The sequence below is a fragment of the Brevibacillus brevis genome (assembly GCF_001039275.2).
Classification (GTDB): Bacteria; Bacillota; Bacilli; order Brevibacillales; family Brevibacillaceae; genus Brevibacillus; species Brevibacillus brevis_C.
Genome location: NZ_CP030117.1, coordinates 4827673 through 4852197, shown reverse-complemented (window position 1 = coordinate 4852197; position 24525 = coordinate 4827673). Strand labels below are relative to the sequence as shown.

The following is a 24525-nucleotide window of genomic DNA, read 5'->3' as shown; positions in this document are numbered from 1 at the left end:
AATGGCCTATCCTTCTGACAGTCAATTCATCCCGTTTACCCTCGGCGGAAGTCCATTTGGGGACGTCCCGAACGATGAAAGTCCCGGTTCTGTCGACTTGGTAGGAAACTCTACGTTTCCGGTTGCCTTTTTGGCTTACGATGGAACGTATCTCTATTTTCGGATGAGAGTCAACGAAGACCCAAGAAATTCGCAAAAAACAGGCTTTCAAAACTATGCCTGGGGCTACTTGATCAATACAACCGGAGTCGCTGGCACGTATCAGTGGATGCTGGGGGTGCAAGGTTTGCGCAACCAGATTGCCTTGATTCAAAACACGGTAGTTGAATTCAATTCGTGGACGGATCAAGCGGAGGGGACAAACGGCAGTGGAGCGCCGAACTGGCAAGCGCCAATTATCAATTTTGACACGGCTCGTGTGCGGCTGACCAATGACGGTTCAAATTTTAGCGGTACTCCTGATTACTTCATTGACCTCGTCATGCCGGCTGCTACCTTTTTTTCAACGATTGGTGTTACTTCTCTTACCTCCCTTCGTTTCCTTCCTTTTACCTCTGCCAATGACAACAATTACAACAAGGACTCTCTGCGGACCAGTGAAGGCTTAAGCTTTGTCAATTCCTTGAGCAATACGACTACGGTGGCGACAGGAGACGTTCGAGCCAGCCTTGCCATTGATAAGCAGGTAACAGCAGGACCAGCCGTCGTTACCACAGGACAACTGTCGCAATGGGCGGGATCGATCATTGTCACCAATACCGGGAAGAGCCAAGCAACGACAGTCGTTGTCAACGACTTGATCGAGCTGGATCAGGTTACGGCTTTTACGGTAAACGCAACCAATATCGGATCTGTCATCTACAATCCCCTCACGAAGGTACTAAGCTGGACGATCGGCAATTTGGCCGCTGGATCTACTGCCAGTTTGTCATTTACGGTCAATGGGGTTTTCGCGGTCTCTCCAGGCGGAACGCGGCGTTTAAACACAGCGACAGTCACAGGCGTAGACAGCTTTTCTGGCAGGACGCTTTCTCCTGTTCAGGATAATATTGTCATCACGGTTAACTTGGCTGGAAGTGTTGCTGGTGTGGTGCTTGACCAGTCCACGAACTTGCCTGTAGCAGGTGCGCAGGTCGCGCTGTATGATTCGATTCCTGTACTAATCGGAACGACGACAACAGACACAGATGGTGCCTATTCGTTTGTTGGATTGGCTCCTGGTCTGTATTCTGTGTCGGTGACCGCGCCAACTTATGACCCCAAAATCCAGTTCGTGAGCGTTTTGGCAGGGCAGACCACAAGAGCAGACATTTTGCTTCCTCCGAGTCCGGGTCAGGTGAATGGAACGATAACAGATACCGGGTTGGCACCCATCTCGGGGGCAGTGGTAAAGCTCATTAATACGACAGGCGTGACCGTAAACCAGGCAGTGACTGGGGGAGGGGGGACCTATCAGTTTACCAATGTCGTGCCGGGTTCCTACACCCTTGCAGTCAGTGCGGATACATTCCGGCCAGCCACAGTCGCAATCAATGTCATTCGAGCCCAGGCGACTACACAAAATGTAGTACTCCAAACATCGGTTGCCCAGCTCTCGGGTCTGGTGACAGGTCCGGGTGGCATACCGATTGCCGGGGCATTGGTGGAAGTGCTGAACCAGACAGGTATTACGCTGACGGAAACGACAACAGATGGAGCTGGTACGTATCTGCTGACAAAGCTCGCAGAAGGTGTTTATCAAATTCGTGTCAGTGCCGCAGGCTTTTCCACACAATTAGCTGGAATCAGTCTGCAAGCGGGCGATGCCAAAGTACTTGATTTTTCATTGACGACTGCATTTGGAACGGTAAGTGGAACCATTTCCGATGCGCAAACGGGTGAGGGAATCCCGAATGCGAGTATCAAGGTGGTCACTCGTTCGGGAATTGCTGTAGGAGAGACATTAACCGACGCGAATGGAGACTACGCTTTATCCTTGCTAGGTCCGGAAACCTATGTCCTTACGGTTGCGGCAGAGGGGTATGCGGGCCAAACAGTTGGGATCGAGATCAATGCTGGAGCTACTACACCGGTTGACCTCGAATTGGAAAAACTGGCAGGGGTATTGAATGGGACTGTCTCGGACACAGGGAGCAATCCGCTTGGTAATGCCACTGTCATTGTTATGAAGGGTACTATTCCTGTGGTGCAGACCATTACCGACAGCGCTGGCACTTTTTCCTTCCCGCACTTGGCCCCAGGCACGTATACCGTAACCGCTTCGGCTTCTGGTTATTCTACTGTTGTGTTGGGGGCAACTGTGCTTCCTCAGGAAATATCGTCCCTTGCTTTTGTCCTGCAAGCTTCTCCGGGATCAATCGCAGGACAGGTGGTCGACAGCGGCAATCAGCCAATTCAGGGTGCCACTGTCATCATTAGGGAAAATACGGCAGCAGGTGCTGTTGTCGCTACTGTATTGACGGATGGGAACGGACAGTATGTAGTACCTAATCTACTACCGCAGGCGTACGTAGTCATCGGATCTGCTCCGAATCAAACGACAGTGATCACAGGGGCAATCGTTACCTCATTGACGACAACAATGGTGAATGTACAGCTAGCAGACTTGCCTGGAAGCATATCAGGTTCGATTTTTGATGCTACCTCGGGTCTGCCGATAGCAGGTGCTTCGATCGTGGTTAGCGTGTTGAACCAAGCAGGGGCAATCGTCGCCCATGCAAATAGCGATCTGTCTGGCAATTACGGGATCACAGGGCTTGCACCAGGCGTTTATACCATTACCGCCCGTGCAACCAATTATGAAACGAACAGTGCTTCCGCTACTGTACTTGCCAACACAAATACGCCTGTCAGCTTGGCGTTGTTTGCCAGTCCGGGTGAGATCCAAGGACAGGTGCTTGCTGCAGGGACGTTACAACCGATTACCGGTGCACAAGTAAATGCACTCGATTTCAATGGCTCCGTCGTGCATTCGGTATACAGCGATAGTCAAGGAAGCTTTGTTATCACGGGCTTGACGCAAGGTCAATACGTCATCAGTGCTTCAGCGGATGGCTTTCAGTCCAATCATGTCGGAGCCCTTGTGCTCGCGAATACAACGACTCCAGTCCAACTTCAGCTCAATCAGGATTTCGGTTTTATTAGCGGGACAGTAGCACCTATCGTACCGGGAACCACCATTCAATTGTTTGATATCAATAACCTGTTGAGAGGCACAGTCGTCGCAGATGGGAATGGGGCATTTTCATTTTCAGGGATCGCACCAGGCTCTTATATCCTTCTAGCTACCGCTCCTGGCAACGCTGTTCAATCTGTTGGGGAGATCGTACAGCCTGGGCAGACGGCCAACGTTTCCTTTACGCTTATTCCGAATCCGGGCAGTATTTCTGGAACGGTGCAAGACACGGGTATGCAGCCGATTGTCAATGCCGTTGTCCGTGTCCTGGATTTGAATGAGACGACAATAGGCTTCGGCTATACGGATTCAAACGGGGCCTATACAATTGGCAACCTGCCTGCCGGATCAGTTGTCGTGGTGGCAAGTGCCCCTGAATATGTTACAGGCTCGGTTGGTGTTACACTTGGACCCGGTGAAAACAAGACCGGAGTAGACTTTACTCTTGAGGCGAATGCAGGCGGGATTAGTGGACAGGTGACGGACGCGACGAATCCCGCGGTATTCATTGCAGGCGCCGTTGTACTGATTCGTTCGATAAGTAACGGAAATGTAGTGGCTACAGCAAGTACCGACCAGACGGGCAGCTATTTGATTCAACATCTGTTGCCGGGCGCTTATACCGTCACGGTAAGTGCGCCTAGCTATGCTGATCAATCAGTAGGGGCCAATGTAGTCAGTGGAGAAACGACAGGGGCAAGTGTGGCGCTCTTGCCTTTGCCTGGGTCCATCGTTGGTAGTGTCATAAACAGCTTGGGCGTACCTGTTACGGGAAGTGAAATCAGCGTCAAGCTGATAGATAGCAATCAGGCCGTGAAACAGAGCTTGCTCGCGAATGGATCGGGTGTATTTTTCATTGGGAGTGTCTCTCCTGGCGTTTACACCGTTATCGCGTCAGCGCCTGGCTATGCCGTAGGAAGTATTGGCGTGATCGTGACGGCGAATACCGCAACTCCAACGACCGTTACGTTACCTGACTTGCCTGCGGCTATCTCGGGTGTAGTGACTAATCAGATGACGGGATTCGGGATTCCGGGAAGCACCGTGCTCATTACGGATGCCCATGGTGTTGTGCTTGCTCAATTATTGACAGACGATCAAGGCAATTTTTTGGCAGAGAAGCTTCCGCCGGGTGTCGTAAATGTTACTGTTTCTGCACTGAATTTTGTATCCGTCTCGCAGGCGGTTATTTTGCAAGGGGGCATTACCACCAACTTTCAGCAGGCATTAATTCCCAATCCCGGCAGATTATCCGGCGTTGTGACTGATCTGGAGACGGGCTTGCCGATCATTGGTGCAACGGTAATCGTCTTCGACAGCACCCGTGCCGCTGTGGGTTCCGTACTGACAGATGCAACTGGTAACTTTTCGCTTGATAGGCTGGCTCCTGGAGGATACACCGTCAATGTCAATGCGACTGGATATGCAAGTGATGTAGCTGGCGCACAGATACAAGCAGGGGCGGCGTCCGTATTAAGCTTTGCATTAATCGAGTTGCCCGGTGGAATAGCTGGTACAGTGCGAGAGGAAGGTACGGCCTCACCGATTGGTGGTGCGGTTATTACAGTTCGACAAGGAAGTCCGTCTGGAACGATACTGGCTATTGTCCTGACAAATGCGCAGGGTCAGTATATGGTGAGTGGACTTTCCCCGGGGAGCTATACACTGATTGCAAGTGCTAGTGGATTCGCTGCTGAGGCTTCAACAGCTATGGTCGGATTGGGAGCGACTACTGGTCTTGATTTTTCTTTGCCGAATCTGCCTGCAAATGTCACAGGTGAAATTAGTGACGCCCTTCTCAGCACTCCTTTGCCGAATACGCTCGTTCGCTTGCTGGGCAACAATAACACGATTCTCTTTTCGACGCAGACAGACGCTCAGGGAATTTACTTCATGGATGGATTTGTGGCTGGAAATTACACCCTTTTGGCGAGAAACGAAAGCTATCAGAGGGAGAGTGTCTCCTTTGATGTAGCTCCTGGGGGCACAGCTACAGTCAATATCCCACTGGACCCGAATCCTGGTGTTTTGCAGGGTACCGTCAGGGATGCGCTTGATGGTACGCCACTGGTAGGGGCGGAAGTGTTGATCTTTTTCCCTGGCACAAACAACTTGTTGTCTCGGACGATTACGGACGGTCTCGGTCAGTTTAAAATCGACGGCTTGGCTCCCTTAACCTATACACTTGCGATTAGCGCTCAAAACTACACCACCCAGCCTGTTGGTGCGACGATCTTTTCCGGACAGACCACTACGATTGAAGTGGGGCTCCCCCCTTTTCCGGCTGCTGTAACAGGTCAGGTACAGGCTGCTGGTGGAGGCGTTGTTCCCAATGCATTGGTACAGGTGAAGGATTCACACGGGACATTGTTCGGCAGTGCGATTACAGATGACCTGGGCAATTTCTCAGTTGGTAATCTTCCGCCTGGAACGTATCTGATTAGTGCAAGTGAAGATAGCTACGCAATCGCAACACAAAGCATCACGGTCACGGCTGGACAGACAATAAGCGGAGTCATCCTTACGATGTCTGCTCTGTCGGGCAACATTTTTGGGCAGGTGACCAATCAGTTGACGGGACTCCCTATCACTGGAGCGGCTGTTAATGTGCAACTGTTTGCCAGTGGCCAATTTATTGCCAACACCGTAACAAATCAGAGCGGGCAATTCCAGGTGAATGGCTTGACGGCGGGAGTTTACAATGTCATAGCAAGTGCAGATGGCTTTGGCACGCATTACAGCACAGTTACAGTCCTAAACGGGCAGACGACGGTAACAACGGTCGAGCTGCTGCCAATCGTGGGAACCATATCAGGGATCGTCCTCTTGCCGGATGGCACGCAAGCAAGCGGAAACAATATTCAATTGTCGTTATTTCATGCAGACCAGATTCGCCTGCAAAATATTTTGGCTGAGCCGGATGGAACATTCCATTTTGTTAATGTGGCTCCCGGCACGTATACCGTTATCGGGACCATCCCGGGCATTGGTACCGGTCAGGCAGAAGCAGTCGCTTTGCCGAACCAAACGATCTTTATTATCATCCGCCTTTCTCAAGCAGGTACGATACAAGGAACGGTTCGATCCGGTTTGACAGGCTTGCCAGTTGCTGGAGCGACCGTGTATGTGCAAACGGTGAATCAACCAAATAGGGCGACTGTGGTCGTCCAAACAGACAGCTTCGGCAGGTACAAGGTCACTGGTCTTGCTCCAGGCACCTACTTGGTTGTAGCCAATGCGATGGGGAGTGGAGAAGCGAGAGGAACAGTGACGTTGGGTGCAGGGGAAATCGTGACGCTCGATCTGGTTCTGCTTCCAGCAGCAATGAGTGGATTTTTTCGGGTCGCAACATGTCCGGCCATTTTGCTTACCCCATTTTGATGTTTTGGAGAATTGCTCCACTAGAAAATATAAATATGGCGGATAACTCCTTTTTTGATATAATAGCTGTAGAAATACAGCTTTTTTGTTTTGGGTAAAAACAACTATGAAAATCCTGACTTTTATTCAAGGGGGAGCGAGCTATATGGTGAAACAGCAAGAGGAGCTGTCCCATCCATTGACAGCTACCATCACAAAGACAAATACGCTTTTGCATATTCAGAGTCTCCTTCCCTCCTTTACGAAATCGGAGCAAAAGGTTGCCCATATCGTCTTACAGCAGACAGACAGCGTGATTTATTCATCAGTGATTGACCTTGCCGAAAAGGCGGGGGTGGGTGAGACGACCGTTTTGCGATTTTGCAGGAAAATAGGCTTTCATGGTTATCAGGAATTCAAGCTGGCATTGGCGCAGGAATTGGTCAATCCAGTCAAAAACTTGCATGGCGAAGTAGGAGAAGACGATTCACTGGAGATTATCACGCACAAAGTAACAGCAACTAATCAACAGGCGATCGGGGATACCTCGGCTCTGTTTCAGATCGAACAGTTGGAGCGCTGTGTAGACCTATTGCAAAAAGCAAACACGATCCATTTTTACGGGGTAGGCACGTCAGCGGTAACAGCCCAGGATGCCAAGTACACGTTTTTGCGGATCGGGCTTCGAGTGGACGCTTTTAATGAATCGCATCTGCAAGCGATGGCTGCAGCGACTCTGGGACCGGGGGATGTCGCAATCGGGTTGTCTGTATCAGGCAGTACGAAAGACACGATTGATTCATTGAAAGTCGCCAAGCAGGCAGGCGCAACTTGCATTTGCCTGACGCACTATCGACGCTCACCGATTACGAATGTAGCGGACATTACACTTCTGACCGCAGCGCAAGAAGGTCCGTTGCAGGGCGGCTCTCTCGCAGCAAAAATTGCACAGTTGCATGTACTGGATGTCATTAGTACGACAATCACGATGCGCAACAAGGAAAAGGCCCTTTTATATAAAGAGAGAACAGCGAAGGCTGTCCTAGAGAGAAAGTATTAAGAGGTATCTTATATTGAATAGGAGTGGTTGGTAATGAAGCTCGTGATTGTGAAAGATTACACGGAGCTCAGCAGAAAAGCTGCTGAAATGCTCGTAAGCGAAGTAAAAGCAAATCCGAAGACCGTCTTTGGCCTTGCAACTGGAGGCACACCAGTAGGGATGTACCGTGAGCTGATCAAGCTGTCGCAAGCAGAGAACATCGATTTTTCGCAAGCGAGCAGCTTTAATCTGGATGAATACGTCGGACTTTCCTCGACGCATCCGCAGAGCTATCGCTCGTATATGCAAGAAAACTTGTTCAATCACATCAATATTCCTGAGGAGAAAACACATGTGCCAGTTGGGAATACGACAGATCATTTGGCAGAGTGTGCCCGCTATGAGGAAGCGATTCGTTTGGCAGGGGGGATCGACATCCAGGTGCTGGGGATCGGCAATAATGGCCATATTGGCTTCAACGAGCCTGGCTCCCCTGCCGACTCATTGACACGCGTGGTCCAGCTCACTGACAGCACGATCGAAGCAAATGCCCGCTATTTTGATAGTGTGGACCAGGTTCCGACTCAGGCTGTTTCCATGGGGATCAAGACGATTCTTGGCGCTAAAAAAGTCGTACTTCTCGCAAGTGGAGAGGCAAAGGCGGAGGCAGTGCGATTGATGCTGGAGGGTGATTCCACAGCAGATGTACCAGCTTCCTTATTGCAATTGCATCGGGATGTAACAGTCATTGTAGATCAGGAAGCAGCGAGCAAGCTGACAACCTCCGTACTGGCAGGAACGAAACCAAGCGGCAGCTAATGCACCGCTTGGTTTTCAATTTGCTTGTTCACGAATCTGTTCCGAATACGCACTTGTTCCTTATGCTATACTGGGAATGTTGCAAGAATGTCACCAGATTTTTCAAAGGAGCTGATTGGGAATGAGCGCAAACGAAGCGTTGCTTACATTAGAAGGTTGGTATACGTATCATAATTTTCGCACCATCAATTGGGAAAAGTGGAAAGCAGCGTCCGCAGCAGAACGCCAAGAAGCGTTGGACGAGCTGAATGCATTGATCCGCACATGGGAAGCGAATGAGGGCGAGAACCAAGGCAGCACGGCTGTCTACTCCATCCTCGGACACAAAGCAGACCTCGTGTTCATGTTCCTGCGTCCAACTATGCAAGAACTCGATGAGATCAAAACAGCGTTCAACAAAACACGCTTTGCTGCCTATACAGAAGCTCCTTATTCGTATGTATCCGTAGTAGAGCTGAGCAACTATGTACATAACCCAGGCGAAGATCCAAAAGCGAATCCGCACGTGCGCGACCGCCTTTATCCGATTCTGCCAAAATGGGAACACATTTGCTTCTATCCAATGAACAAAAAGCGTGATTTGCAAGACAACTGGTACATGCTCTCCATGCAGGAGCGCCAAGAAATGATGCGCTCCCACGGCTTGATCGGTCGCTCCTACGCTGGCCGCGTGAAGCAAATCATCGGTGGCTCCGTTGGTTTCGACGATTGGGAGTGGGGTGTTACCCTGTTTGCCAACGATCCGCTGGAATTCAAGCATATCGTTTACGAAATGCGCTTTGACGAAGTGAGCGCACGCTTCGGTGAATTCGGCAACTTCCTCGTAGGAAACGTATTGAACGTAGAAACACTGGCGAAAAAGCTGGAAGTATAATCAATAAGCCCAAAAGATCCGCTGTGCGAGATAGTCGCATGGGCGGATCTTTTTTTGGGACTACATATCTTCTCTTTAATGGTAAAATAAGGTTATATTGCGATAACAAGAGAGGAGAGGTTGATCCGTGTTGAGACGTGCTACATCGTGGGGACTTTCACTAGGCGTGTCATCGTCCATTCTGATGTCGTCTGTATTCGCAACAGCAGGTGTCGAGGGCCTTGCACCCATCGTGCGTGCAGCCGAGAAAATGCTTTCGCAGGAAGAGGCAATTAAATATGCCCAAAAGTGGGTGACAATTCCGGGGGGCTATAAGCTGAGAAGCGCCAGAATGACAAATCCGGACGATGATTACTATTATTCAGGACGATCCTATTGGAATCTCACTTGGGAAAAAAACAAGGTCGGAAGTATTTATGTGACGATTGACGCTGTTTCTGGACAATTGTCTCGTTATTCCAACTATTTAGATGACGAACAACTCGGAGGCACAAAAAATAAGCTTACGGAAGAACAGGCAATGGGAGCAGCGACACAGTTTCTGAAAAAAGTGACAACCGAAGAGGAGCGGAGTCGTTTATCCAAACCGAATGAATACGCGGGACAAGACGATTATTATTTCAGAAATCAGGGACAAGTTGTCCGTTTTACTCGCATGGTCAACGAGATCCCTTTTCTGGGAAATGGTTTTCAAATCATCTTGGACAGGAGTGGGGAAGTCATCAGCTTTCACCGGGAATGGTACGACGGAAAGCTCCCGGAAGCAACGAAAGTCATAGAGATAGCCGAAGCAGAGAAAAAATGGGAGGAGAAAGCAAGCCCATCCCTTGTGTACAAGGATTTGGCAGGGATGACGGATAACTATCAGCAGGGACCTGGCACTTACGAGCTCGTCTACGGGTTCCAGAATGAGGACCCGCAACTGGTCGAGGCAACGACTGGAGAAGTCATCAATTTATTTGGAAAAGCAGCAAGCAAAAAAACAATCAAGCCATTGGGGGATACGATCTCCAAAGAAACACCAGAAAAACGGCTGATTACAAAAGAAGAGGCACAAAAACTTGCAGAACAATACGTGAAAAGGCTGCCTGGCAACTATCGTTTTGACGGCAGCAGCGGCGGGGGCTCGAGTTCAGGACCAGGTGGAATCTCTGAACGCCACTGGAGTTTTGATTTCATGCCACAAAATGGAGGAAAAAAATCAGACGAGGTGGAAGTGGATATTAATGATCGGGGAGAATTGGTCGGTTATCAAGTAAATCCAAATGGTAAATTTGAAGAAACTCCCAAAAAGATGGTCACCACGTGGGAGCAAGCCGAAGAAAGTGCTACGGAACTTGTAAAATCGCTCTTGGACGATCAACTGGGAGAAATTTATCTCATAGAGGAGGAACCTTCGAAGGAGACTCTGCAAAGCTATGCCGATAATGGGGAGCATTACAATATTCAATTCGGCATGTTGGTCAATGGTATCCCGGTTGAAGATGAAACATTCAGAGTCGAGGTCAATCCGGAGACAGGGGTAGCTGAGTCACTGAACAAAAGGTCTCGATTGGAAACACGGCTACTGCCCAAGGCAAAAGTACAGCATATTGAACAACAAAAAGCGAAAGCTGTAATCAAAGAGCAGCAAAAGTTTCAGCTTGCCTACCATCAGCCTGTTCCAGAGTGGAAATCGGCGAAGCAGTCTGAACCGTTTCTTGTCTATCGGTACGTTGGCGATAACGGGATTGTAAAAGCAGGTACCGGTGAATGGTACAGCTTTGTTGAAGCGCAAAAAAAGCAAGCACCGAGCGACATCGATGAGCATCCGCAACAGGCAGAGCTTGAATTTGCGCTTCGCAGGGGGTGGATGACGGTTATAGACGGCCAGTTAGGACCTGAAAAAGAGGTTTCACGTGGGGAGATGGCCATGATTATGGCCCAGATGGCAGATGAGAGGGAATTCCGAAATCTGCGACCTTCCTTCGACAGCGATGAAGAACGGTTCATTCATGATTTTGCTGACGTACCTTCCTCACATCCAAGCTACGCTGCCATTCAAAAAAACGTTGAGTACAAGCTGATTCCAAAGTCAGGCAAAAATTTTGAGCCAGACCGAATGATTACACGCGCAGAAGTAGCCGATATGGTAGCGAGGATGTTGGGATACAATAACCTTCTGGACAAGCCTGAACTATTCAAGTCTCCTTACCAGGACTTGCAACCGCAGCATATACCAGCCGCTACTCTTCTCTCTGCTCACGATCTCTTCAAGGGAAAATCAGCAACGAATTTCGAACCGGATGCAACCGTTACCCGTGCACAAATCGCTGAATTGCTCAAAATGATTTACGACCAGCAGCAGGAGCGGCATTAATTTGCAAGACAACTCCCGCGCCGACATTCCTGTGAAAATTTACGAACTCTTGTCTTTGGTTCCCGGACACTTTTTGTTAAAGTAAACAGGAAAGCATTTTTGACAGCGGAGGGGAACAAGACTGGGCTTTCTCAAGTTTAAAATTGGTTATCGTACGCTAAAAACAGCCATTGGAACGGCTATCTCGATTCTGATCGCCCAGCAGCTGGGCTTGATGTATGCTTCTTCTGCGGGGATCATTACGATCTTGTGTATTCAGGTAACAGTGAAGCAATCGTTTCAGACAGCGTGGAATCGGATTCTCGCCAGTTTATTGGGTCTGGGAATCGGTGTCTGCCTGTTTTCCCTTATGGGCTATACGCCGATTGCCATTCTCCTTTTCATTTTGCTCTTCTTGCCGCTCGCGGTGCGTTTTGGCATTCAGGAAGGCTTCGTCAACAGCATGGTTGTGCTCATGCATCTGTATTCTTCCAAGAGAATCGACGGGATGCTCTTGCTGAATGAGGTCGCATTGCTCGTCATCGGTGTGGGCGTAGCCCTACTGGTCAATCTGTACATGCCGAGTCTCGATAAAGAGCTAAAAGGGATGCAAGTAAAGGTGGAGAAGCTGTTCAGCAAAATCTTGCGGGAGTTCTGCTACTACTTGCGTCACGGCGAAAGTGATTGGGACGGGAAAGAATTAATTGAGACAACAGGGGTATTGGAAACGGCAATTCGCTTAGCCTCGCGAGATGTTGGCAATCGATTGGGCCGCCGCAACGATTCGTACTACGAGTATTTTGTGATGCGACAAAAGCAGTTCGAGCTATTGGAACGCATGATGCCGATCGTCTCTTCCTTGGATCATCAGGTAACAGAGAGCCATCGGATTGCAGATTTTCTTGAGCGAATCAGCGACTCGGTACATCCGGGCAATACTGCCTACCGCTTTATCGACCAGTTGCGCGTGATGCAAGAGGAGATCAAGGCAGCAGATTTGCCGCGAACGCGAGAGGAATTCGAGACGCGTGCCTCGCTGTTCTACCTCCTTCGAGAGATTGAGAGCTATTTGTTCATCAAGCATGAGTTAGGCAAAAACAGGGACGAAAAGGCTCAGGCGGCAAGGAGTTAGACAAACAACAGTACGTAACAATGAAAGAGTTGTAGAATATCGAGGAAGGACTGCGAATACTTTTCGCAGTCTTTTTTTGTTTTTCGGTAAAAACTCGGTGAACTTTTCATTAAAATCAAAAAAATGCACCGTTGTCCTAGTACGTTTTTGAACTTACTTGTATACCGTGTACAAGCGGCGAAAAAAAATCAAAAGAGTAGGATCAAGGAGATGAGAGTGACCAGATGAAAATAATTGTGAATGAAAAAGAGTTGAAAGAGTATTTTCGGGGGCTGCGTGGTCTCATTTGGGGAAAAGACCAAAGAGACGAAGAAGTCGAAACTGACAAGGAAGAAGCTGTTCGCTGTTCGCTTCGCAAAGAGCTGTATACAGAAGAATTCGCCGCATTTCTGCAAGAAAACCACAGTGATTTGCAACGCGATTCTTTTCGGAAAGTGCTGCTGCGCTATTTGCATGAAACCGTCGAGCTGGGAACAGATGCAGGAAGTGTTACTGGGGTCCTGGATGAGGTTGGCTGGGACTATGCTGAAATTATAGAGTCAAGCGGCACACGTGTGCTGATTCGTTTCACGCAAATTAATTATGTCCATGCGGTGTAAGGAGGAGAAGACAAATGAACTATGTACAGAAATTGAGAACGTTTATAGGTGATAGTGTACAGGTTGTAACTGGATTCGATGTGACTTCCGGTGAGTTGCTCGGCGTGACCAATTCGACATTAACCGTGCGTGCAGCAAGTGAGCCAGGCTATGGCGGTGGTCAAACAGTGGTATTTCAACTGGATCGTATCACGTATGTGCGCGTCGTCTAATGGTGGGGCAGCAAAGGAGAAGGGGCCTCGTGCCCCTATCCATTCTCATTCCTGCCATGCATGGCACAGATCATCTGCCAAAGCTGATTGCCGCATGTAAACAGCTTGCACCTCTGGAGATTATCGTGATTTCGAAAAGGACTTTGGAACTTGGCTCCGGTGTGCGCGTCGTTCTTGCAGAAGCAGTTGGGAATCTGTTCGCTTGGCGGAGAGAGGCTGCCAAGCATGCAAGAGGGAGTGTTCTGCTTTTTCTCGGCGAAGAACAAGTCGATTCGCTGTCTGGATTGCAGCGATTTTTGTTCCCGATTTTATATGGAAATGCACAGGTCGTTTTGTCCCAGCATGATCCTCGGAACAGGAGGATGACAAAGCCACGGCCCATCCACAGTTTTTCCTTGCTGGTAAATAACCTCTTCGGTCGCTCTGACCTGCGTGAAGCTTCCTTGCTGGACACCCCTCACGCCATGACCAGAGAGGCACTTTCCAAAATCGGAGTGGAACAATTGGCACAGCCTGCTCAAGCGCACAAGCGGGCAGTTGTGAGTGGACTGTCCATTATCGCGCAAGCCATTGGAACGGGGACGGAAGAACGGATGTTTTTGCCACAGCTTCACGGTTCGTTGCTCAAAGAGCTCTCTTTATATGAAAAGCTGGTGATTGCCGAACAGCTTGATCTCGTCTCGCGTCTTCCTTTTCGCGGCGGACTGTCCGATGGAGGCAGGCGAAGAGATATAGCAGAGAATGCGAGTGGTAAAAACAGTGGTATGCCCGTTACGCAGGTAGGGAAATGGCCTTTGCGACAATCAACTCTTTACAGTGGGAAAACAGTATCTGTAATTATTCCAGCCCTGAACGAGGCAGCGACGATCCAGCAAGTGATCCGTGAAGTTCTTCGGTTGGAGCCAGTTGAAATTATTGTGGTCGTCAATGGCTCGGTTGATCAGACAGCACGGCTTGCTCGTGAATGCGGAGTGACGACCGTAGAGTTCCCATATCCATTGGGCGTTGACACAGGACGAGCAATTGGGGCAAGTCTGTCAAAAGGCGACATTCTGCTGTTTATCGATGCGGATACGATTATGACCGCTCATGATCTATACCCATTTGTTCTCGCTTGCGAGTGTGGCGTGGATGTGGCCCTGAATGATGTTTCTGTATTTTTGAATCAGCCTTGCGTGGACAATGTCTTTGTGGCTTGTCGCCAAGCTCTCAACGTGGCTTTGAATCGTAAGGATTTGGGTATCGGATCTATGGTGACTGTCCCCTTTGCCTTACGCAGGGAAGCGGTTGCTCCGCTCGGGTGGGACATACTGCTTTGTCCCCCAAAAGCACAAGCAATATACGCACAGGCAGGTGTAAAGATGGAATTGGTTCATCAGGTGAACAGCTTCACCTCCAACCGACTCCGGCCAGAAAAACACTTCGCCAGCTCCGGAATGCCCCCTGCCGTCGAACAGATTGCAGGTGACCACGTGGAAGCCTTGCAGTTTCTGGCGAACGGACGGTAGCGAGGATGCGATGTGAAAACAAGAAGACTGGAAGGAGGAAATTCAATTGGCAATAGAGCGAATAGAAGGTCTGGTAAGTGTTGTCATTACCAATTTCAACAGGGCTGCTTATATACGTGAATGCTTGGACAGCATCCTTCAGCAAACCTATGAAAATTGGGAGATTATCCTGGTCGATGATGCATCGACAGATCATTCCGTACAAGTGGCCAGAGAATGGCTGGAAGAGAGTAAAAGGTTTTTTCCAAGAGAGAATCAGGTGCTGATTCATGAGCTCCCTCGCAATATTGGCTTTGCGGGTGCCATCAACGTCGGGCATTACCTAAGCCATGGCGAGTTCATTGCGATTCAGGACTCGGATGATTTCTCCCATATCCTGCGTCTTTCGCGGCAGGTTGAATACTTGAAAAATCATCCCCAGGTCGATTTGGTCGGTACGAATTACTATGCGTTTTCGTCCGACAATCCGGAAAAAAAGCAGCTCGCTGGATGGATCAAGTACGGCGATGACATTCGCAAAGTATACGGAAACGGGGGACACTGCGTCTGTCACGGAACCTGCATGTTTCGAGGAAGATTGTTTGACCAGATTGGTGGCCCGACACGCCGGATTGAGGGTGCAGAAGACTACGAATTTATCGCCAAAGCTTTGAATGCGAGAGCAGGCGTGAACAATATCGCAGAAGCATTGTATTATTACCGCACCCACGCTGAGCAGCGTTCGGCCCACTATTATCGGAAGAAGGGAGGATAAAAAGTTGACTAGCAGTAATGATCGGATATTGATGGTGCTGGACAATTTGAGGACAGGCGGAACGGAGACACATGTTCTTAGCATGGGTAAAGCATTGAGGAAAAAAGGCGTCCAACTGTTTTATGCAGGTGGCAACGGCCCCTTCTACCAGGAATTTGTTGATGCAGGCTTTTTGGTTGAACCGATCGAATCCGCACGTGAGCCGCTCCAGGCACGCAGACAGCATCTGATCGAGTGTTACCGTGCATGTATGAAAAAGCATTGTATTACCATCGTCCATGTGCATCAGACGCCATCAGGCCTTCTTGCCGCTACGGCAGCCAATGAGCTCGGCATTCCTGTCGTGTTCACCTTGCATGGAACGTACTACCCAAAGGATGAGGCGATAAAAGTAGCCCAGCTCTGCTCAGCCGTTATCAGTGTAAGTAAACCTGTCCAACTATTCTGGCAAAAGCGAGGGGTAAAAACCACCCTCATTTCCAATGGGGTCGATATGGAAGAGTTTCAGTCTGGCATTGCAAGTAGGGCTGATGTGCCGTCATTGCCGCCTGATGCCACAGTGGTTACGTATGTCAGCAGGTTGGCTTGGCAAAAAGCGACGGTGTGCAACATGGTGTTGCGGGCAACGAAAACACTTCGGAGTGAAATTCCCAACCTGCATATCGTGGTGGTGGGTTCGGGTGCCCAGGCCATTCATGTTCATGAGCTGGCAAAAGTGCTGAATAAAGCCGCAGGGCAGCCCTATATTCACATTGTGGGGGAGCAAACCGATGTCCGGCCGTATTACGCCATCAGTGATTTGGTGATTGGAACAGGGAGAGTCGCACTCGAAGCGATGGCGTGCGGAAAGCCTGTGCTTGCAATCGGTAATCATGGCTATGTCGGTTTGGTCGAACCTTCGTCCTACGATTTGGCTTGGGATTGCTACTTCGGTGACCACTCCTCTGTGCAAAAGCCGTCTCCTTCGTTGATTGACAGTGCTCTGCGTCAAGCATGTAGCGACCGGAGTCAATTGAAGGAAATAGGAGGTAAAGGAAGAGCGTGGGTTCAAAACCATTTTCATATCACGCAAAAATGTGACTCCTTGCTTACCATCTATGCGCAAATAAAGAATGGAGGAGAGGCGACAAGCATGAAAAAGATTTTGTACGTTGGCTGGTTAGGGTTCAACAATTTGGGCGATGAGCTGATGTGGCATGCCTTTTACAATTTGTCATGCAAATACCTCGATCCTACACAATACAAGGTCATTCCTTCCCTGCCCGGGGTTGATCTGAAGGATGTAAGCGAGTATGACACCGTCGTTTTGGGGGGAGGATCGCTTCTTATCCCGGGGTATGTGGATGTAGCTTATCGTGCTGTTGAACAGAGAAAAAATCTATGGGTCTGGGGAAGCGGGTTTGACTCACAAGATCAAGTCGAGCTGGATTCTTCCGGCAGATTGACGAACAAGCTGATTACGGGCCAAGATAAAATGAGCCACATGCTGCAAAAAATCGCCGAGCACGCCACGTTTTTTGGTGTACGCGGACCACTTACACTCCAATACCTCCAGCAAGCGGGAGTGGGAGAAAGGGCAGTGATTAGCGGAGACCCGGGGATGCTGCTTATTCCCGCATCATTGCCAACAGTGGCAGATAAAAGCAAGCGATTCACGATTGGCATCAACTGGGGTACGTCCTATAACCGAATTTATGGGAAAAACGAGACCGCAGTAGAGGATTCACTGGTATATGCAGCCAAGAAGCTGATTAAGGCAGGCTACGATATCCACTTGCTCACCATGTGGGGACCGGATCGGGAAGCCATAAAAAGACTGTACAAAAAAATCGACGATCCAGCTCATACGATTCTCGACCTGGAGCTGCACGATCATACGCAAATGCTGCAACTGATGAAAGGCTTTCAGGCGACGATCAATTTTAAGCTGCACGCCAATGTGCTGAGTGCCGCTGCCGGTATTCCGTTCGTTTGCTTGGCGTATCGCGTGAAGGGCATCGACTTCGCTTATTCACTGGATCTGCCGGAGCTCCTCGTGCCAACAGACGAGCCACAATTAGGTGAACGAATTCTTTCTTGCACCTGGGAGGCCATCGCGCGTAGGGAGCAGATCGCAGCAAAATTGGCGGCGAGTCAGAAAAAAATGATCGAGAATTTGGAACAGCCGTTCATCCAAGGCTTGCTGTAAGTCTATTTGTACAATGAAAAAAGAAGACAAGGGGGATCTGTAGATTTGCTACAGGTCCCCCTTATACATTGTCGTAGCAAAAATCAGTACTCACTGTGCTCCCGCAAGCTGGCTACAGGAACACTCATCTCCTGATCCGGCTTGTTGAGCGGGTAAATCCTCGCCATGTCGTTGTCATCATCGATGTGCTGGATGTATACGGGTATTCCATCGCAGGTAACATTCGCCATAACGGGTGAAGCGGCTATTTCTTTCGCGCGCTGTTTATTCATTTTAATTCCTCCTGTCATACCCAACAGCTTTAATATGTACGTCAGCCCAGCATGGTATACTTTTTACACCTGTTGACATTCCCTAAAATATGTAATAAATTGAAGAGGAAATTACTACGATATCGTACTAAAAGGAGTCGCCGGTATGCATCAACTATATGACCTCTTTCTGAAAACCGGCTTACGTCCGTTCGCCTTTATGTCCGATACGATGCAGCTGGAAGAAAAACTGACTCGCTCCGATTTGTCGACACTCCTCATTTTGCTGTTCCGCGGAGATTTGACTATGTCAGAGCTGGCGCAAGAGATGGGGGCGCCGCTTAGTTCGATGACCAGCATCGCGAAACGGCTTGAACGCAAGGGCTATATCGCAAGGGCTACCTCTGTAGAGGATCAACGGGTGAAGCTCGTCACACTGACACAACCAGGCAAACAGCTCGCAAAAGAATCTGAGCAAATGATGCTGACGATGCTGGGCAGGCTTCAGAAAGCATTTACGCCGGAAGAAATGGAGCAATTCACCACCCTTTTACTCAAGGCAGCCAAGGTATTTCAGGACGGAGGGCCTGTCAAGCCTCGTGAAACAAAGGTTCGTTCCATCAAGATCAACATTGAGGAATAGTCGGTTCGAGCCTGCTTCTTTTTTTGTCTAATTACTACGAAATCGTATTAAATGGATCGTGAAGGAGAGAGTTGAGATGAGAATCATCATTTACACCGGCAAAGGTGGGGTTGGGAAGACGAGTGTTGCAGCAGCAACGGCTGTTAAGCTGGCAAAGCAGGGAAAGAGGACGCTCGTTCTCAGTACGGATGCCGCACACAGTTTGGCTGATTCATTGGGGACTGTGATCGGACCAGACCCCGTACCAATCAGCGAAAATTTATGGGGCCAGGAAGTAAACAGCTTGCGGGAAACCGAGCGCAACTGGGGGGCAGTACAGGGATGGCTGACAACATTGCTCGACAAAGCACAGTTGACTGATATTACAACGGAGGAGATGCTCGTTTTTCCTGGCATGGAGGAATTGTTCAGTTTGCTACAGATCAAGGAACACGCCATGAGTGGGCAATTCGACGTCCTGGTAGTAGACTGTGCCCCAACCGGAGAAACACTGCGCCTGCTCAGTTATCCGAACGTATTGAATTGGTGGTTGGAGAAAATTTTTCCGACGGAGCGCAAGCTGATCAAACTGGTTCGCCCAGTGGCCAAGATTGTCAACAAAGTAGAGCTTCCTTCTGATGATGTGCTAGACAGCGTCGAGCAGCTCGCTCGGGGGCTGGAGGACATGCAACGCATTGTTTTGGACCCGGAGATTACATCAGTGAGGATCGTCGTAAACCCGGAAAAAATGGTGCTTGCGGAAGCAAAGCGCTCGTTTACGTACTTAAATTTGTTCGGATTCAATACCGATGCCATCATCGTGAATCGAGTGCTTCCGGATGAAGCGGGAGAGGGGTTTTTTGCCCACTGGCGAGAGCTGCAACGAAAGTATGAGAACGAAATCGTGGAAAACTTTCAACCGCTCCCGATTTTGAAAGCACCGATGATGCCAAAAGAAGTGATTGGGCTGCCTGTTCTAGAAGAATTGGCTGATATCGTTTTTGGAAAAGAAGACCCATCCGCCAAGCTTTATCAGGGCAGGACGGAACTGATTCGAGAAGTGGACGGCGAGCTGCAGTTGGAGCTGATGATTCCTTTTGTGGATAAAGCAGCCTTGGATTTAACGCAAACAGGGGATGAATTGACCGTAAATGCGGGGGCCTACAAGCGAAAAGTCATCTTACCACGCGTATTAATGGGACGACAGGTTACGGGAGCGAAATATGCGGAAGATCGGCTGATCATTCGTTTTAGCGCAAGGGAAGGGGCTGCCCAGCATTGAGACGTACTGGATTGAATAAAGTGCTGACGATTATCGGGAACATGGAACAGCATGGAACCGAGCGACATGTGAAAAATGCCTGCAAGGAATGGCTACTCGCATCGCGGTCAGTGATAGACAGTGTTATCGATGCGTTACAGGATGAACAGGAACGTCCGAGAGCTCATAAAATCAACATTTCCAAGGAATAGGCCAATGTGAGAGGAGAGAAATGAAATGGTAAATGGGATCAAGCGCCAAATGGGTTTCACTCTTATCCTGACAGGACTGCTTCATACGGTTGTCGGACTCTTTTTCTACGCGGAGCCACTTCAGCAGATCGTCGCAAACGGCTTTTGGAATGCGGTAGGGCGAGAGGAAGATGCTGCTTTCTGGTTTATGATGTGGGGCTTCTTGCTGATTTTGCTCGGATATATGGCGGATTGGCTGATGAAAAAGAAGGGAATGGAGCCGCCGGTTGCCTTCGGGTGGACGATACTTGGGATATGCGTGGTCGGGGCGATTGCCATGCCTGTATCGGGCTTCTGGCTCGGTCTACCACAGGCTGGCATCCTGCTGCGCAAGTGATGTAAGAAATTTGCGGATAGGTAGATGGTTCAGATAAAATGAATGTAACCATTTTCCATATGTTTCAATATCCGAGGTGATTTTCATGAACTTCTTAGATGCCAATAACCAATGGACCCCAGAGTTTTTGGAACACATCCAAAAATCCGCAAAGTCATCCATCAAGCTCACGCTGAAAAAAGAAGCGGCTACCTTAACGGATAGTAAGGTTGGCGGTAAGCCTTGGCTGCCGCCACAAATGCCATACCCACAGGATGAAGAAGGGAAAGACTACTTGTTTCTCGCACAAATCAACTGGGCGCAAATACCGCGACTCGATGGCTATCCCGCTCGTGGATTGACCAGTTTTTTTGTCAAGGAGGATGATACGTTCGGATTGATCGACCAATCCTTTCAAGTGCTTCATTTTGAAGAGGTCTTTGACACACAGGAAATAGACCCCTTCCAACCAGAGGACCCCGACTTGTACAGTCCCGTTTTGGGCGGACCATACAAGCTGACAGGAAAACTAGAGTCGCAGTACGTCCCTTATCGAGATCCACAGGCGGTGAATTTTCAGCTTCCTAGCAATGAGGATGAAGTGGCTTACTCGAAATATTGGGACCTCGCCGATGCAAGCGGGTCTCGGATCGGTGGATATCCCTACTTTACCCAAGAAAATGTGAATCAGAATGGGTGGGAGCTGCTCCTTCAACTGGATATGGAAGGCGACAACTACGATTATTATGTCTCGTGGGGAGATAGCGGAGTGGGCAACTTCTTCATTCGCCGGGAGGATCTGCTTCGTCTGGATTTTTCAAAGGCTTCGTATACATGGGATTGTCTATAAAAGAAAGATGGGGATACAACAATGGAGCACATACATGACGTCCAAAGCGTAATCAAAGAGTCGCAAAAGACCAGAGTGAAATACTTGTTCTTTTGGGGACATACACAGAAGGAATCAGGCACTATCGACAAATCATGCTTCAGCCAATGGTATCCTGCTGCTTTTGTAGAGGATGGCATCACGTACTTGACCGCTGAGCATTACATGATGGCGAAAAAGGCTGAACTGTTCGGTGATCTTGCCATTCGTGATGAAATACTCAGGAAAAGCCATCCAAAACAAGCGAAGGAATTGGGACGAAAGGTTCATTCCTTTGACGAGGCTGTGTGGAATGCGAACAAAACGGCGATCGTTCGCCAGGCAAACCTGTTAAAATTCAGCCAGCATGCCGATTTGAAAGCATACCTCTTGGACACAGGTGACCGCATCATTGTCGAAGCGAGTCCTTATGACCGAATATGGGGGATCGGGATGGCCCACGATCATCCGCATGCGGAACAGCCCGAAAAGTGGCGGGGAGAAAATCTGCTCGGTTTTGCATTGATGGCAGTCAGGGAGCAGTTGCGTTCGTGATCCAGATCACCAAAATTGGAGAAGAACCCGTCGAAAAGGTTCCCTATCTAGCAGCGGGCGCGAATGGCAAAGGGGTTGTTCTGAACAAGTTGCCAATCTTTTTTGGGGAAATGGCGAATATTCCCGATGCTTATGATGCGATCATCATTACTTCCGATCTGCAAGGGGTGATAGAGTCTTGGCACGGGCAGCAGGTACTGCTTGGCGAAGCGTTGCCAGAGATGGTTTCACTGTTACTCGAAATTGAAAAGCCAACCATTTCAAGGGAACGCGTTCTGGTCTTGTTATGCGGAGACTTGTATGCCGATCCATGGAAACGGGGAAGTAGCGGCGATTCCTCCTCCGTATGGCAGGCTTTTCAACGCGAGTTTGGAATTGTGGTCGGGGTTGTTGGCAATCACGATTTGTTTGACTCGGGTTCATTCGCAGAGCTTCAAGGAATGGCAGGCATCACCGTAATCAATGATCCTGAAATGGTGCAAGTCAGCCAGCTCCGTATTGCAGGCCTGGGCGGAATCGTAGGTCGTGTGGATAAACCGAATCGGAGGGAAAGGAAGGAGTTCCTGAAAGGGATGCGGGAGCTGCTTCGCAAGCAGCCTGACATTTTGTTGCTTCATCAAGGACCAGATGAGCCTTCATTGGATCTGCAAGGCTTGCCTGAAATTCGTGAGTGCTTGCAGCAGCATCCTCCCGTACTCGTCTGTTGTGGGCATGTACACTGGGAGCGGTCTTGGATCGAGCTTGCCCAAGGGACACAAGTGTTGAACGCAGATGGGAAGCTATTTGTCTTTACGCGAAAAAGTGGTTGAGAGCAGACGTTGCGCTGCCAACTACTTTTTTCTATTTACTGAACGGAGAACGCATTTTTTACCTGATCAAGCGACATGACCATTTGCCCATACAGCTTGCCGTCTGGAGTTGCGGGGTCATACGGATTGGACTGGGGTAAGGAGACAGCGTAGACGAGCCCATGTGTTTGTGCCAGCACATCACCCAGCGGAGGTCCTTCCATTTTGGACAGGTGATTCCAATGAGGTACCGTCATGACAAAAATGGTGAGGAGTGAGGACTGCTCCTCTTTTCGCTGATTGGGAGCGAACATAAAATGCGCTTCGTATTTCGTCGGCACATCCAGCTTGCCCTCCAGTGGCTGTTGGCGAGGGGGACGCTTCCTCGTCGATGAGAACTCCTCCACGATGTAATTTCCTGTCCAAGAAGGAGGAATGGTAAACGTAAATGTCTCGGTGATCGGGATCGGCACCGTGAACTGATTGTTTATAGTTCGACTTTTGATATCCTCTGTTGTCGGTCTTTTGACTTCCGGCTCAGGGTCAGATGGAGTCGCATGCTGTGGCGGTGGCGCTGCTTGTGGACCTGGCAGCGAACAGGCGGAGAGCAGAAAAATGATGATGAGTCCTACATAGAAGTACGTTGCTACTTTCATCACGATCCTCCTTGATGTATAAAACACTCCCGTTTATTCATTCCACGCGAGAAGGAAAACTATTCCATAGTCCTATCGTGAATATTTATTCAATAAAACATATTTTTCTTGAATATCAGAAAATATATAATTATAATTTAAATCAGAAATCATTTCCGGTATTCGGAAAAACTAATACGCATTTCATCCGGGAGATAAATGGGGGATAGCAGGATGATTGAGGTTAAGCAACTTGTCAAATCTTTTGGCCCGTTAACCGTGTTGAAGGGCGTTACGCTCACGGTGGAAGAAAAGGAAGTTGTCGTCTTACTTGGAGCCAGTGGTTCAGGCAAAAGTACTTTGCTCCGATGTTTGAATTTTCTGGAGTTTTATGACAGCGGAGAGATTCGAATCGGTGGTCAGCAGATTGATCCACACAAGACGAATCTCAATCAGTTCCGCGCCGAGGTCGGTATGGTTTTTCAGCACTTCAATCTGTTTCCGCACAAGACCGTTTTGGAAAACTTGATCGAGGCACCTGTTCACGTCAAAGGGATGAATGCAGCAGAAGCCAAACAATTAGCGTACGAGCTCCTGAAAAAAGTGAATATGCAGGATAAAGCCGATGTCTACCCGGACATGCTCTCCGGTGGACAAAAGCAGCGGGTTGCCATTGCCCGGGCACTTGCAATGAAACCGAAGATCATGCTTTTTGATGAGCCTACCTCGGCACTCGATCCCGAGCTCGTTGGTGAAGTGCTACAGGTTATGAAGCAGCTCGCCAAAGAAGGAATGACGATGATTGTCGTGACACATGAAATGGGATTCGCTCGTGAGGTAGCAGATCGGGCGGTGTTCATGCACGATGGGCAAATTCTGGAGCAGGGACCACCGAAAGAATTTTTTGAAAACCCGCAGCATGATCGTACCAAGCAGTTTTTAGGCAGCATCCGTTAAAATCGACTAAATATAGAGATGAA

At 49.2% G+C, this 24525-nt stretch carries 21 protein-coding genes; 19 read left to right on the top strand and 2 right to left on the bottom strand.

From position 1 onward, the window contains the following. Window position 1: 1 nt before the first annotated feature. The 11 genes from AB432_RS23415 to AB432_RS23365 all read left to right on the top strand — a co-directional run bounded on the left by AB432_RS23415 (window position 2) and on the right by AB432_RS23365 (window position 17998). The gene (locus AB432_RS23415) at window positions 2–6556 is read left to right on the top strand and encodes a carboxypeptidase regulatory-like domain-containing protein (protein WP_048034322.1); all 6555 of its coding nucleotides are present in this window, start codon (window positions 2–4) and stop codon (window positions 6554–6556) included. Between the two features lie 145 nt (window positions 6557–6701). Next, window positions 6702–7595, top strand: a complete 894-nt coding sequence (locus AB432_RS23410) for a MurR/RpiR family transcriptional regulator (RefSeq protein WP_048034321.1) — start codon at window positions 6702–6704, stop codon at window positions 7593–7595. A 33-nt stretch (window positions 7596–7628) separates the two neighbouring features. Continuing rightward, window positions 7629–8393, top strand: a complete 765-nt coding sequence (gene nagB / locus AB432_RS23405; protein WP_048034320.1) for a glucosamine-6-phosphate deaminase — start codon at window positions 7629–7631, stop codon at window positions 8391–8393. Between the two features lie 121 nt (window positions 8394–8514). Beyond that, window positions 8515–9267: a hydrogen peroxide-dependent heme synthase gene (gene hemQ, locus AB432_RS23400; RefSeq protein ID WP_007715842.1), complete on the top strand. Its 753-nt coding sequence runs from the start codon at window positions 8515–8517 to the stop codon at window positions 9265–9267. Window positions 9268–9394: 127 nt separating this feature from the next. After that, window positions 9395–11626 (top strand): YcdB/YcdC domain-containing protein, encoded by a 2232-nt coding sequence (locus AB432_RS23395; RefSeq protein ID WP_053079621.1) that lies wholly within the window; start codon window positions 9395–9397, stop codon window positions 11624–11626. Window positions 11627–11747: 121 nt separating this feature from the next. Next, the gene (locus tag AB432_RS23390; RefSeq protein WP_082195987.1) at window positions 11748–12737 is read left to right on the top strand and encodes an aromatic acid exporter family protein; all 990 of its coding nucleotides are present in this window, start codon (window positions 11748–11750) and stop codon (window positions 12735–12737) included. A gap of 224 nt (window positions 12738–12961) precedes the next feature. Next, window positions 12962–13336, top strand: coding sequence for a hypothetical protein (locus AB432_RS23385; RefSeq protein WP_048034318.1), 375 nt, complete (start codon window positions 12962–12964; stop codon window positions 13334–13336). A 14-nt stretch (window positions 13337–13350) separates the two neighbouring features. Beyond that, window positions 13351–13548 (top strand): hypothetical protein, encoded by a 198-nt coding sequence (locus tag AB432_RS23380; protein WP_048034317.1) that lies wholly within the window; start codon window positions 13351–13353, stop codon window positions 13546–13548. 29 nt (window positions 13549–13577) lie between these two features. Further along, on the top strand, window positions 13578–15056 hold the full coding sequence (locus AB432_RS23375; RefSeq protein WP_235617536.1) for a glycosyltransferase: 1479 nt from the start codon (window positions 13578–13580) through the stop codon (window positions 15054–15056). A gap of 46 nt (window positions 15057–15102) precedes the next feature. Then, a complete protein-coding gene (locus AB432_RS23370) occupies window positions 15103–15810 on the top strand; it encodes a glycosyltransferase family 2 protein (protein WP_048034316.1) in 708 nt (235 codons plus the stop codon). 4 nt (window positions 15811–15814) lie between these two features. After that, a complete protein-coding gene (locus AB432_RS23365) occupies window positions 15815–17998 on the top strand; it encodes a polysaccharide pyruvyl transferase family protein (RefSeq protein ID WP_048034315.1) in 2184 nt (727 codons plus the stop codon). Between the two features lie 83 nt (window positions 17999–18081). Here the strand turns inward: AB432_RS23365 and AB432_RS23360 are convergent, their stop codons facing one another. Next, entirely contained in the window at window positions 18082–18270 is a 189-nt protein-coding gene (locus AB432_RS23360; protein ID WP_048034314.1) for an H-type small acid-soluble spore protein, read from the bottom strand. A gap of 145 nt (window positions 18271–18415) precedes the next feature. Between AB432_RS23360 and AB432_RS23355 the strand changes: the two genes are divergently transcribed. From AB432_RS23355 to AB432_RS23325, 7 genes are all read left to right on the top strand, one after another. After that, window positions 18416–18892: a MarR family winged helix-turn-helix transcriptional regulator gene (locus tag AB432_RS23355; RefSeq protein ID WP_048034313.1), complete on the top strand. Its 477-nt coding sequence runs from the start codon at window positions 18416–18418 to the stop codon at window positions 18890–18892. 76 nt (window positions 18893–18968) lie between these two features. Beyond that, window positions 18969–20153, top strand: a complete 1185-nt coding sequence (locus tag AB432_RS23350) for an ArsA family ATPase (protein ID WP_048034312.1) — start codon at window positions 18969–18971, stop codon at window positions 20151–20153. Next, window positions 20150–20344 carry a hypothetical protein gene (locus AB432_RS23345; RefSeq protein ID WP_048034311.1) on the top strand — a complete coding sequence of 65 codons (195 nt, stop codon included), beginning with the start codon at window positions 20150–20152 and terminating at the stop codon, window positions 20342–20344. The genes AB432_RS23350 and AB432_RS23345 overlap by 4 nt, the downstream gene beginning before the upstream one ends. Window positions 20345–20369: 25 nt before the next feature. Further along, the gene (locus AB432_RS23340; RefSeq protein ID WP_048034310.1) at window positions 20370–20720 is read left to right on the top strand and encodes a DUF6463 family protein; all 351 of its coding nucleotides are present in this window, start codon (window positions 20370–20372) and stop codon (window positions 20718–20720) included. Between the two features lie 85 nt (window positions 20721–20805). After that, complete coding sequence (locus tag AB432_RS23335) at window positions 20806–21549, top strand: YwqG family protein (protein ID WP_053079620.1); 744 nt, start codon at window positions 20806–20808, stop codon at window positions 21547–21549. Between the two features lie 21 nt (window positions 21550–21570). Continuing rightward, window positions 21571–22122 (top strand): riboflavin biosynthesis intermediates N-glycosidase, encoded by a 552-nt coding sequence (locus AB432_RS23330; RefSeq protein ID WP_048034309.1) that lies wholly within the window; start codon window positions 21571–21573, stop codon window positions 22120–22122. Next, window positions 22119–22931 (top strand): metallophosphoesterase family protein, encoded by an 813-nt coding sequence (locus AB432_RS23325; RefSeq protein ID WP_053079619.1) that lies wholly within the window; start codon window positions 22119–22121, stop codon window positions 22929–22931. Before AB432_RS23330 ends, AB432_RS23325 begins: the two co-directional genes overlap by 4 nt. A 35-nt stretch (window positions 22932–22966) precedes the next feature. Here the strand turns inward: AB432_RS23325 and AB432_RS23320 are convergent, their stop codons facing one another. After that, window positions 22967–23566: a hypothetical protein gene (locus AB432_RS23320; protein WP_048034308.1), complete on the bottom strand. Its 600-nt coding sequence runs from the start codon at window positions 23564–23566 to the stop codon at window positions 22967–22969. A gap of 213 nt (window positions 23567–23779) precedes the next feature. Between AB432_RS23320 and AB432_RS23315 the strand changes: the two genes are divergently transcribed. Next, complete coding sequence (locus AB432_RS23315; protein WP_048034307.1) at window positions 23780–24502, top strand: amino acid ABC transporter ATP-binding protein; 723 nt, start codon at window positions 23780–23782, stop codon at window positions 24500–24502. Window positions 24503–24525: the final 23 nt, after the last annotated feature.